Origin of the sequence: Vibrio algicola (genome assembly GCF_009601765.2) — a bacterium.
GTDB lineage: Bacteria > Pseudomonadota > Gammaproteobacteria > Enterobacterales > Vibrionaceae > Vibrio > Vibrio algicola.
Genome location: NZ_CP045700.1, coordinates 550,821 through 562,943 on the forward strand (window position 1 = coordinate 550,821; position 12,123 = coordinate 562,943).

At 40.6% G+C, this 12,123-nt stretch carries 9 protein-coding genes and 1 pseudogene; 4 read left to right on the forward strand and 6 right to left on the reverse strand.

Going from position 1 to position 12,123, the window contains the following annotated elements; all coding sequences use genetic code 11:
• Nucleotides 1–1,077 (forward strand): 23S rRNA (adenine(1618)-N(6))-methyltransferase RlmF, encoded by a 1,077-nt coding sequence (gene rlmF, locus GFB47_RS14240; RefSeq protein ID WP_153448698.1) that lies wholly within the window; start codon nt 1–3, stop codon nt 1,075–1,077.
• A gap of 193 nt (nt 1,078–1,270) precedes the next feature.
• On the opposite strand, the gene GFB47_RS14245 is transcribed toward rlmF, so the two are convergent.
• Nucleotides 1,271–3,574, reverse strand: coding sequence for a peptidase U32 family protein (locus tag GFB47_RS14245; RefSeq protein WP_153448699.1), 2,304 nt, complete (start codon nt 3,572–3,574; stop codon nt 1,271–1,273).
• Between the two features lie 102 nt (nt 3,575–3,676).
• Between GFB47_RS14245 and GFB47_RS14250 the strand changes: the two genes are divergently transcribed.
• The gene (locus GFB47_RS14250; RefSeq protein ID WP_153448700.1) at nt 3,677–4,357 is read left to right on the forward strand and encodes a glutathione S-transferase; all 681 of its coding nucleotides are present in this window, start codon (nt 3,677–3,679) and stop codon (nt 4,355–4,357) included.
• Between the two features lie 124 nt (nt 4,358–4,481).
• On the opposite strand, the gene aroG is transcribed toward GFB47_RS14250, so the two are convergent.
• Nucleotides 4,482–5,537, reverse strand: a complete 1,056-nt coding sequence (aroG, locus tag GFB47_RS14255; RefSeq protein ID WP_153448701.1) for a 3-deoxy-7-phosphoheptulonate synthase AroG — start codon at nt 5,535–5,537, stop codon at nt 4,482–4,484.
• 213 nt (nt 5,538–5,750) lie between these two features.
• Complete coding sequence (locus GFB47_RS14260) at nt 5,751–5,951, reverse strand: hypothetical protein (RefSeq protein WP_153448702.1); 201 nt, start codon at nt 5,949–5,951, stop codon at nt 5,751–5,753.
• A 106-nt stretch (nt 5,952–6,057) separates the two neighbouring features.
• On the opposite strand from GFB47_RS14260, the pseudogene GFB47_RS14265 reads away from it, so the two are divergent.
• Nucleotides 6,058–6,848, forward strand: a pseudogene (locus GFB47_RS14265) (transposase).
• Nucleotides 6,849–7,328: 480 nt separating this feature from the next.
• Here the strand turns inward: GFB47_RS14265 and cspE (GFB47_RS14270) are convergent.
• The 3 genes from cspE (GFB47_RS14270) to GFB47_RS14280 form a co-directional block, all read right to left on the reverse strand.
• Entirely contained in the window at nt 7,329–7,538 is a 210-nt protein-coding gene (gene cspE / locus GFB47_RS14270; protein ID WP_153448703.1) for a transcription antiterminator/RNA stability regulator CspE, read from the reverse strand.
• A 1,287-nt stretch (nt 7,539–8,825) separates the two neighbouring features.
• Nucleotides 8,826–9,035 (reverse strand): transcription antiterminator/RNA stability regulator CspE, encoded by a 210-nt coding sequence (gene cspE, locus GFB47_RS14275; RefSeq protein WP_153448704.1) that lies wholly within the window; start codon nt 9,033–9,035, stop codon nt 8,826–8,828.
• A gap of 409 nt (nt 9,036–9,444) precedes the next feature.
• Complete coding sequence (locus GFB47_RS14280; RefSeq protein WP_153448705.1) at nt 9,445–10,461, reverse strand: lipoate--protein ligase; 1,017 nt, start codon at nt 10,459–10,461, stop codon at nt 9,445–9,447.
• 172 nt (nt 10,462–10,633) lie between these two features.
• Here GFB47_RS14280 and GFB47_RS14285 point away from each other — a divergent pair, with 172 nt between their 5' ends.
• A complete protein-coding gene (locus GFB47_RS14285; RefSeq protein ID WP_407701712.1) occupies nt 10,634–12,019 on the forward strand; it encodes an alpha/beta fold hydrolase in 1,386 nt (461 codons plus the stop codon).
• Nucleotides 12,020–12,123: the final 104 nt, after the last annotated feature.

A 12,123-nucleotide genomic window follows, 5' to 3' on the forward strand; every position in this document is an offset into this window, starting at 1 on the left:
ATGTCTTCTGGCAATCCGCAAAACAAATACGGTTCAAAGCCTTCTCATCAGCAGAAACGCACCCCAAGCAGAAACGGAAAGCCTCAGCATAAAAAAGCTGCCAATACTGAAGCGAAACCCGCGGGCTTGCACCCAAACAATATTCACCAAGGTCGTTATGATTTTGATGCATTAGAGAAAGCGCACCCTGCTTTAGCGCCTTTTGTGATAATGAATCCTCACGGTGATCGTTCGGTGACATTCAGCGATCCCAAGGCGGTATTGGCATTAAATGAAGCGTTATTAAAAGCGTATTATGGTTTGGATTTTTGGCAAATTCCGCCAAACCATTTATGCCCACCAATCCCAGGGCGTGCCGATTACATACACTATTTAGCGGATTTATTAGCCGAAGAGCAGCAATTACAGCTCGATGAAGCACAATCAACACCACAAGATGATGATGACGAGTTTGAGCCTCGCGGTAATTCAAATCGCGCACCAATGATTTTAGATATTGGTACTGGCGCTAACTGTATTTACCCAATCCTTGGCAGCACTTCTTATGATTGGAAGTTTGTGGGAACCGATATCGATCCGGTTTCTATCAAATCGGCGCAATGGGTCATCAAAGCCAATAAAAAGCTTAATGGCAAAATCAAACTGCGCTTACAGCAAGATAAAGATTCGATTTTCCATGGCGTGATTAAGCCACAAGATCAATTTGCAATAAGCATGTGTAATCCTCCTTTCCACGCTTCAATGGAAAAAGCGACCGAAGGCAGTTTGCGTAAAGTGAACAACTTAAGCAAAGGCAAAGCGGCATTATTAAAAGCTAACCAAAAGCCAGTATTAAACTTTGCTGGTACTGAAAACGAATTATGTTACGAAGGTGGCGAAATTGCCTTCTTAGAAAAAATGGCCAATGAAAGTACCCAATTTGCCTTGCAAGTGACTTGGTTTACGACCTTAGTTTCTAAGACTGAAAACGTCGAAGCGTTGCGTGAAATCCTTGAAAAATTAGGCGTAAGAAAGATCAAAGTCGTTCCAATGGCGCAAGGTCATAAAGTGAGTCGTTTTGTGGCGTGGAAATTTTAAGACTAATTTAAACCACATGTTGCACGGATTAAAAAAGCGCCCTGTGAGTTAAATTCACAGGGCGTTTTAGTATTTAGCATTATTGATTTTAGATTTTTATAACCATTTGAATACAAATAAGAAAACAAAAAAGCCAGCAACCTCATCGGCTACTGGCTTCTCACAATCTAAAATAAGATTTTAATTCTAAACCCTACAAACCAGTATGATATTGCTGATCAGTTGATCCAACCACCATATTAGATAGCGCCTGACTTGCTTCTTGCTCGCCATTTAACAAGGCTTCAAATTGTTTAATTAACTCGACCTTATCAGGTGATACTTTGCTACCTGCGCCAATTTCGGTTAAATCAATCATAAATCCATCAAATAAGTGACTAAGATCGTCGATAATATCAGTATTTAAGAATTGGTCCTGATTGTAGATGCTTGGGTAACCACCCTTTTGCTTATCAATCGCAAATGAATCGCCTTTCAAGTTTTTGATACTGGTCTTTTTATCACACGACAACATACAGCCATTATCAATACGTGGCTTCTCACATCCGACGCTCTGCTGGAAGAAGCACTGACGGCTTGCCATTAGCAGGATCGGATGATAAATGCTGTACATCATTTTAAAGTTTTGTGGACGAGCGATATTTCGCATTTGTTGCTTACTGATCTCGTTAGAAACAAACGCACCGCTGCAATCAAAGTTTTGTTGCAATGCCAATAACACATAAGAGTTGGTGGTATTGAGCAGTGGGCCCGCAATCCAGTTGATGCCTAAGCGCTGAGCGTGATACGCAATACCGGTATTATTGGTGACGATCAATTGAGGTTTGACTTGCTCTAAAATATTCAGCGCAACGTCAAAATCCTTGCCGATCAATACTGGTGGGAACCAAGGGATCAAACGTGGGTTATCTTGTAAAAACGACACATATTTGGTGCAACCACGCTTATACGCATCTGGCAGATTAAAGTAGATATCGGCATCAGTGACATCGGCAAGTGCGGCATCGGCTTCATCGCATATCAAAACGGAAAGCTCTGGTTTTTGATCGACCGGTTTAAGGTGGCGCTCAAGCTTCGGCAGCGTAACTTCTGCGATGGTGGCAATACCATCATTTAAGTAAGCCAATAATTCATTTTTAAGTGCGGTTATTTCACGATAAGGAATGCTTAAACCATCGCGTAACTGCTCTGTTTCAAACTCAACTAATTCATAATTGGCGTTATTGATATTTTTAAAACGCTTTTCTATCGCTTCTTTATCAACACTTAATTTTTCACTCACTGACATAATACTGCTTGAGGTAAATACGACCGTTTTTGGCGCTTCACTTAATAAGCCGTTATTTTGTTCCGTGGTCACGGTTAAGGTCAACGGCTTGCCTTGCTCGCTGGCAAAGTGCAATTTCAACTTAATTTTTTCAATGCTTAGCTGAGCAATTTTCTCATCCACAGACGCATTGATTTGCTGTTTATCTAATTGCAGTTGCTGTTTAGCATCAAATATTTCAACCACAGAAATGGTCTCACCCTGATCTGCTTTTTGCTTATCGGCTTTTAATTGCTCAACAATACGGTTATTCGAGTTGTCGCGAGGGTTATCAATAAACATCGATTGATTTAAATCACCGCGCAAAAACGCATTGGTAAAATCACGGTTGAATACCTTGTATAAACGTTCGCCATCTTGCGTCAGTTCGCCGGTTTCAACATAGCCATCAATTTGTTTGCGGAAGCTGTCAATCACAGTGTGAACATAGCTTGCACCTTTAATACGCCCTTCGACTTTAAACGAATGCACACCGGCATTAATTAACGCCGGTAAATCAAAGAAGGCTGAATTATCTTTAATGTTCAGTGGAAAGCTATTGCCCGACTCTGTGGTTTCATATTCTTCACGACAAGCTTGACTGCAACGTCCACGGTTACCGGAATTACCGGCTGTGGCCGAGGTTGAATAACATAACCCCGAAAACGCGACACATAATGAGCCATGCACAAACACTTCGACCAACACGTCATGATCTAACCCTATCGTCGTCATTGCGGTAATTTCTCGCAGATTAAGTTCACGCGATAAATTCACTCGGCTGACACCCAGCTTTTTCATAAAAGGGATCTGGCCAATATTATGGATCGTCATTTGAGTCGAAGCATGAATATCAAGCGTTGGGAAATATTGGCGTAAAACGTACAATAAGCCGATATCTTGTACAATAACACCATCTAGCGTGGTATTGACTAATCGGTTAAGCAGTTTAACTACGGTTTTGAATTCTTGCTCTAAAATCACAATATTCAAAGTTAAGAAGATCTTACAATCGTATTGATGAGCAAGTCGGATAGCCCCAACCAAGTGATCGAACGAAATATTAGACGCACGGTTACGCGCATTAAAGGTATCTAGACCACAATAAACGGCGTCCGCGCCTGCAATAATAGCGGCTTTAATTGCGTCGATATCGCCACCTGGGGCTAATAATTCAATCTTTTGGTTCATCACACAGAGTCTCGGCTAACTTTAAAGGCGGAATGATACCTGTATATGTTGCTAATGAAAATCATTGCGACAAATTAATCCATTTTATCATTAAAGGAAAAAATGATGTTCGATAAACACAGTCCGTTGCCCGTGTTGTATTCACTGCGAAATTGTCCGTTCGCGATGCGGGCTAGAATGGCGATTTATCGCTCACAACTGCCAGTACTATTGCGTGATATTGTATTAAAAGATAAACCAGCGGAAATGTTAATGGCTTCGCCTAAAGGGACGGTGCCCGTTTTGATTACCAGTGATGGTATGGTCATTGACGAAAGCATCGAAGTGATGTTGTGGGCATTAAGTCAAAATGATCCGGCGGATTTATTATTGCGTGAGGATGAAAACCAGTTTGATGAGATGCGCAGACTCATTCATCAATTTGATAGCGAGTTCAAACCGTGCCTTGAAGCTTACCGAGCCGCTAAACGCTACCATGAGCCTAACTTAACTGAATGCCGTGCAGCTTGCGAACAGCACATCGCCCAGTTAGAACAAGGTTTATCCAAACATACCTTCTTATTAGCCGAGCGAGAAAGCCTTGCAGACTTAGCATTGCTGCCATTTATTCGCCAGTTTGCTCGCGTAGAACGGCAATGGTATTTGCAATCACCCTATCCTAAATTACGCCAATGGTTAGACCGATACTTACAAAGTAAAATGTTCAGTAAAGTGATGACAAAGCATGAACTTTGGTTGTTGAATCGACAAGATGTTGTATTAAACCCGTCTAATTCCATTTAATATTTGATCAATTTGAATACGCCGAAAGATGCAGATCCATAAGAAAATGTTGCATAAAAAACACCCCATAAACTTAAGGTCCGTTTATGGGGTATTTTTATATCGGCGATTTATCGTGTTACCATCATTTGGCCAAACGGCGCGCTGCAACAGCTTCCGCTAATTGGCGCAATACGGTTTCGGTGTCATCCCAACCAATACAAGCATCGGTAATACTTTGGCCGTAGTTTTCTACTTTCCCATCCACCAGATCTTGACGACCTTCATTGATGTGGCTTTCAATCATCACGCCAAAAATAGCGTTTTCACCTGCGGCTAATTGCGAACAAACATCTTCCGCCACCACCATTTGACGCTGAAATTGCTTAGAGCTATTCGCGTGGCTAAAATCGATCATCACTTTTTGGCGTAAACCTTGACCCGCTAATTCGGCTTTGACCGCCGCAACATGGGCAGCGCTGTAGTTTGGCTCTTTACCACCGCGTAGGATGATATGACAATCTGGATTTCCGGCAGTTTCTATAATGGCTGAATGGCCGTATTTGGTTACCGATAAAAAGTGATGCGAGGCACCGGCAGAGCTGCACGCATCGGTGGCGATTTTGATATTGCCATCGGTCCCATTTTTAAAACCAACGGGGCAAGAAAGACCAGAGGCAAGTTCACGGTGGACTTGAGATTCCGTCGTACGCGCACCAATTGCGCCCCAACTGATCAAATCACCCATGTACTGCGGCGTGATCATATCTAAGAATTCACTGGCGGTTGGCATGCCAGCATCGGTTAGATCTAATAACAATTTACGACCAATGCGCACGCCATCATTAAGCTGATAAGTATCATCAAGATATGGGTCGTTGATAAGCCCTTTCCAACCGACTGTGGTGCGTGGCTTTTCAAAGTACACTCGCATTACGATTTCAAGATTGCCTTTAAACTCTTCACGCAATACCGCCAGACGTTTGCCATATTCTAAAGCCGCTTCAGTATCATGGATAGAACAAGGACCAATCACCACCAGCAGACGGTCATCCTCGTCTTGCAGAATATTGTGGATAGCGGCGCGTGATTCAAATGTCGTGGTGCTCGCCGTTTCTGTGGCAGGGAATTTTTCAAGAACCGCTACCGGTGGCAAAAGTTCTTTTACGTTTTTAATTCTTACATCATCAATCTGGTACATAACTACATCATCCTATGTATTTGAGCGCACGACTTCTTGTCTATTAAAATAAATCTTTAAAGTCTGTGAAACATCTAATGTGATTTTTTCAAACCTTTCTTTAACTTATCCTTACAAAATAAGAACTTCAATCATTAATTGTGTTTTAACCGCGATTTAAACAAAAAAACCAACATAGTCGCCTACGTTGGTTTCAATATCGGTGGATGTTACTTATTTAACCCGGTGGAAGATTTGGTTCCAGTCATGCTTAATATCCACCACTAACCAATCGCCTTTTTGGGCTTCTTCTAACGCTTCATCTAACTGGCAAATCGGTGAGTTTTTGTCATACGCCCATTCACGTTTTGCGTCGGTATGATGAATGAGCACGGACAATCTTGCGCCATCGCCCGCCGCCGTCCATTGCAACATTTGCATATCACCATTTGAATTACCAAATGAGGCCACTGGGCGCTATTCTGGTCTAATCGATCTGGACACCTTGATTGTGGATAATCGATAATCAATCGAGGTGAATATGAATACAAAACGTCAATATCGAACTTATACGAAAGAATTTAAAGAAGAGGCAATCTGCCTTATTACCGAACAAGGGTATTCTGTCGCCCAAGCTGCTGATGCGTTGGGAGTATAACAAAACCTGCTTTACACTTGGAAGCAGAAGGCTGACGAACTCAATAATTCATCTGTCAACGCAGATGAAAAAACGGAATTAATGGCTCTGAGAAAGGAAGTAAAGCAGCTTAGAATGGAGAAAGAGATCCTAAAAAAAGCCAGCGCCTTCTTTGCGAAAGAAATGAAGTAAAGTTTCAATTTATTCGAGAGCATCGCTCTCGATTTCCAATAAAAATGCTTTGTAACGCTCTAAAAGTAAGCCGCAGTGCATTTTATGATTGGTTAGCACGACCTGCTCAGATCATTACTGAGCAAGAGCTTAATTTATACAGAACTGCCAAGCGCTTATTCAAGCGCAGTCGTGGAAGTTTAGGCTCTCGTCAATTAGCTAAGAAACTACGTGAAGAAGGCTTCACTATCGGGCGTTATCGTACTCGCACCATCATGCGTAAGTTAGGTCTTGTTGTGCGTCAGCGTCGAGCTTGTTTAGACAATGCTGTCGTCGAACGGTTCTTCGGTAGCTTGAAAAATGAATGGCTACTCAATGTGGTTTATTTAACGCGTGATGCAATGAAAGAAGATGTTGAAGAATATATCCGGTATTACAACCATGAAAGGTTGCATACTACGCTTGGTGATTTAACGCCAATCGACTATGAAAAATTACAAAGTCAGGTGTCCTATTGGGCTTGACCAGAATAATTAGCATCATTGAAATCAATCGTTTTGCGTGTTTTTTGAGCTTTTCAGTATGGGAAATTCATACAAAATAAGAGATTTAATGTTTATTTCTCACTAATATACCCAAAGTAATTGAAGTTGCAGTGAGGCGGCAAGTAAACGAAGCCCCATGAGCTTAGCTTGCCTAAGTGATTGGGGTGAGTTAGCGCAGCCAACAAAGCTGCAGCTTCAAGTAAGACGGGTATATATATGAGGTCGAGACGTGACACTATCTTGTATAAATGAAAAAACGATGTTTAATTAGGGGTAAGTTGCATTTTTCTTTTTGAATGGTATCGAGGAGAGCTTAGTGAGCCGAGTACAACATGAGATTTTACAGTAGCGCGGGTGGTTGGAAAGTTTGCTGTTCTTCATATAAAACAAACGCCGGCATAAGCCAGCGTTTATATATCTTTCAGCTTTTAGTAAACTAACAGCTAAAAAATCAATTTATTAAGCAGTAACAACGTTCGCAGCTTGAAGACCTTTCTGGCCTTGTTCTACTTCAAAAGACACTTTTTGGCCTTCAGCAAGAGTTTTGAAACCCTCAGAAGCGATTGCACGGAAATGTACGAATACATCAGCGCCGCCGTTGTCTTGAGTAATGAAGCCGAAACCTTTCTCTTCGTTAAACCATTTAACGATACCAGTTGTTTTAGACATTTTATGTCCCTTATATTTTTAATGCATTAAATGCAAATTATGAAATTACCGTAACATTACGGTGTGCTATAAAGTGCTATTAATTTGAAGCTAAGGGAAATACAGAGGACAAAAACAGTTACGAAAATGTATCTAAGATTCTTCTTTTACTTTGTAGCAATTAATAACGCTTTAGAACGAGATAGATAATACAAGGTTTTCAGGATAAGTACACCCTTTTATGCAAAAGAAATCAGTTAATTTTCTGGATGCGGATAAACCCATCAAATTCATCTAACAAGTGTGATCTAACAACAACTTAAGTCTATTTTATAAGCATAATTACAACGACAAATGGCTGATTAACATGCCGGTATGGCTTAAATCTACCCCGCTTTGTTAGGGCGCTCACTCTTCTCAATTAGCTTAGTGAATTTCTATTGACCGCAAAAATCTATCGGGCTTAATGTAGTACCACCTTACGGTGATAACTGTGATGCATACTGGGAAATCAGTAACCTAAACTAATACCATTTCATATTTGATCAATTTGAATACCCGAAAAGATGCTGATCCTTCCTTGATCGCTTGAGAAAAGCCCATCCATGGCCTTTGACACTTTTCTCTGTACTCAATTTTGAACGATCATTAAATTTATGTAATTGGTTTAAATCAAATCAAAATGATAGTTTTCTCAAGACATTAAAAAAGCACACCATAATGAAATGATGTGCTTCATTTTCTTCGAAAGAAGAGTGTACCTATCAACGGTTATAAACGAGAGACGGTACTATTTTGATACTTGATTTTGAACGCGTTTGTTTTGGAACCAAAAACGCTTTCTGCCGCTTGAACGAGACATAGTTAACCCTTTTATTTAATTATAATCGTTTACTCCTCGCTCCTGTGTATTACGTTAAAACGCGATACTATCTGGTGCAGAGGGAAAACCCTATGATTAAGCCGGGATAAGCAGAATTTATCTTTTTGAGCTGTTGTCGATGAACGCTTATATGGGTTGTCGAGGGGAGCTTAGTGAACCGAATACAACATGAGACATTTACAATAACGCAGATGTTTGGAATGTTTAATTTTTCACTGTTTCTTCAAGTTATGTATTGAAGAATATAAATTGATTATCTTGGCTTGTGCTTTTTTTCTTGTTTCTATTTCAGTGTTGCTTGTTGCGACTTCAAACCATTACTGGCATACGAAGCTATTGATATTTAGATAAAACAAACGCCGGCTAATGCCAGCGTTTATATATCTTTCAGCGTTTAGTAAACTAACAGCTAAAAAATCAATTTATTAAGCAGGAACAACGTTCGCAGCTTGAAGACCTTTTTGGCCTTGTTCTACTTCAAAAGACACTTTTTGGCCTTCAGCAAGAGTTTTGAAACCGTCAGAAGCGATTGCACGGAAATGTACGAATACATCAGCGCCGCCGTTGTCTTGAGTAATGAAGCCGAAACCTTTCTCTTCGTTAAACCATTTAACGATACCAGTTGTTTTAGACATATTATGTCCCTTATATTTTATGCATTACATGCAGTTTATGAGAATACCGTAACATTACGGTGTGCTTTAAAGCATGTTATTAATTTGAAGCTAAGGGAACACAGAGAACAAAAACAGTTACGAAGATGTATCTAATGAATCTACTTTTACTTTACATAATAACTCTTTGCAGCGAGGTTTATAATACTCTCTTCATCTCAAATGTACATAGTTATTTAAAAAAAACTTAAAAATAATTCAATGTTACGAACTAACTTATTGAAAAATAGCTAACTCCATTGTGTTAACGGCATTTTCACATTCAGCGTGATGACGATATATGGGCAGTGAGGTTGAAAATATGCCCCCTGCTCCCCCCATTATTACCCCCGAGAAGAGCATCACCACCGCCAATCACCCTCTCAACATATTACGCCAGTTGAATTAACAACCATTGTCGCACTTGCTCCATTTCTGCATGATTAGTGGGATATTTGTTATCGACATAATCAATCGCCGCATTGATGCCTTGTGCATTGTACAACTGACCATGCAATGCCACCTGCAATGCTTCTAATGGCGCAGGATCTAAGCTATCACTAAAAATTTGCACTTCGTCGATATGCGCTTTTTTAATATTGAAATGTAATTCTACCCCACCCCACGTAAACCTTTCGTCAATATGGTGAGTAAACTCAGGGGTATTACCAAAATTCCAATGCCAATCTTTTTGTTTCTCGTACGTGGCGGTAAAGTTAGGCAGATCTGGCATCGCCTCAGGTGAAATAAATTCTGGCTCGACCGTTTCACCGTAATAGGCAAAAAACGCTTGAGTGAGTGCATGACATAATGCGTCATGGGTTACGCTATCATTAATTTGTTGCAAGTTGATCACTCGAGAACGCACAGAAGTAATGCCTTTGGCTTGCAGTTTTTTAGGATCTGGATTGAGATAATTAGCTAAACGGCTCATATCGGCATTTAATAAAATAGTGCCATGATGAAAGCCACGATCAAGGGTTTCACGGTAAGCAGAGCCTGAGAACTTGCGCACACCTTGTTCAGTATCCACCACTAAATCATTTCGCCCTGTTGCTTTGCCTTGAATGCCAAGTTGAGTTAAAGCATCTAATACGATTTGAGTTGAGATACTCTTATCGTATTCCGGTTTACCCGCCATAAAGGTAAAATTGCTGTTACCGAGATCATGAAACACGGCGCCACCACCACTTTGACGTCTCGCAAGGGTAATGCCATCTTCTTCCATCCGTTGAGTATTACATTCTTTCCACGGATTTTGCGCCCGCCCAATCACCACCGTATTATCATTACGCCACAAAAATAGCACCTTTTGTGTGGCTGACATGGAACGAAAAATCGCATCTTCCACTGCTAAGTTAAATAACGGGTCAGTTGATGTTGAAAAAAGCAATCGCAGTGATGACATAGGAACCTACTAAATTAAGTGCGTTGATGAGCAAGAAAGTAAATCTACCATAAATTATAAATACTCTCTCGCGTAAAGTAACACCAGAAACATTTGAGCAGGTTTGATATTGTAGATGACTCATTACTTGCCATCAAAGGAACTCATCGTGCATTTACCGTCTGAAATTTTAATGCCATTTATCGATCAAGGTGTTGTTTATACCCCACATGTATTCACCCTACCGCTTTGCTATCAACCCCAACAATACTTACAAGAACAAGCATCAGAAGCGGCATCTGTAACACCGGATGAAACCATTCAAGTTTATGCACGCGAATTGGTATTAGTAGATAAGCAGCATCAAGATTTACCTTGGCTGGTGTATTTTCAAGGTGGTCCTGGCTTTGCTTCTCCTCGCACCAGTGGTCAATCGGGCTGGTTAAAAGCGGCACTGCAACAATATCGAGTGTTATTACTTGATCAACGTGGCACAGGGCTAAGCACGCCATTAACCCATCAAACATTTACTCAGTCACATTGGGCAGATAAAACCGCTCAACAACAATGTGAATATTTAAGCCATTTTCGCGCCGATAATATTGTGAGGGATGCCGAAGCGATTCGAGAAAAATTCAAAATTAAACAATGGGCAATACTAGGGCAGAGTTTTGGTGGGTTTTGCTCTCTCACTTATCTTTCATTATTTCCACACAGTCTCAGTCGCTCACATATCACCGGAGGAATACCTTCTATTACTCAACATGCAGACAGTGTTTACCAAGCAACCTATGCAAGAGTAAAACAAAAAAATCACGCTTTCTTTGAGCAATTTCCACAGGCTCAATTATTGTGCCAGCGTATCGCAAATCACCTCCTCGAGCATCATGTCACACTCCCTAACGGTCAGCATTTTACCGTTGAGCAATTCCAATTGATCGGCATTAATTTCGGTCGAGGTCACGCCGTACTGCCAATGTATTATTTACTCGAACGTGCTTTTGTCGAGTTAGATGGAAAGCTTGAACTTAGCTATGACTTTTTAAATGCGATGCTAAATGAACAAGCCCATCAAACCAATCCTATTTATGCTATTTTGCATGAATCAATCTACTGCCAACCCACTGCTCAAAACGACAATGGCGACACCGCATCTTTGTGGTCAGCTCATCGCATGCGTCAACAATATCCAGAGTTTAATTACCAAAAGGGACAGCCATTTTTATTTACTGGAGAAATGGTATTCCCTTGGATGTTTGAGCAACTCATCTGCTTAAAAGCACTCAAACAAGCCGCGCAATTATTAGCAGAAAAATCCGATTGGCCAGCATTGTATAAACCAGATGTTCTCGCAAACAATACTGTTCCTATCGCTTGCGCAGTTTATGTCGATGATATGTATGTTGAATTTGACTACTCTCGTCATACCTTAAGCAACATACCTAACAGTAAAGCTTGGATGACCAATGAATATGAACATAACGGCTTAGGCATGGATGGTGAACGTATCTTTAACCGACTCGACACTATGCTAAATGAATTAGGCCAATTACCGCACTCCCCCAGCATTAATAAATAACTTAATACATTGCATCAGAGTGAGTCAAAACCGTATGCTCTATAAATAAAAAAACCAGCACCTCTCAGTGCTGGTTTTTATTAATTAACACTTATTCGACAAGC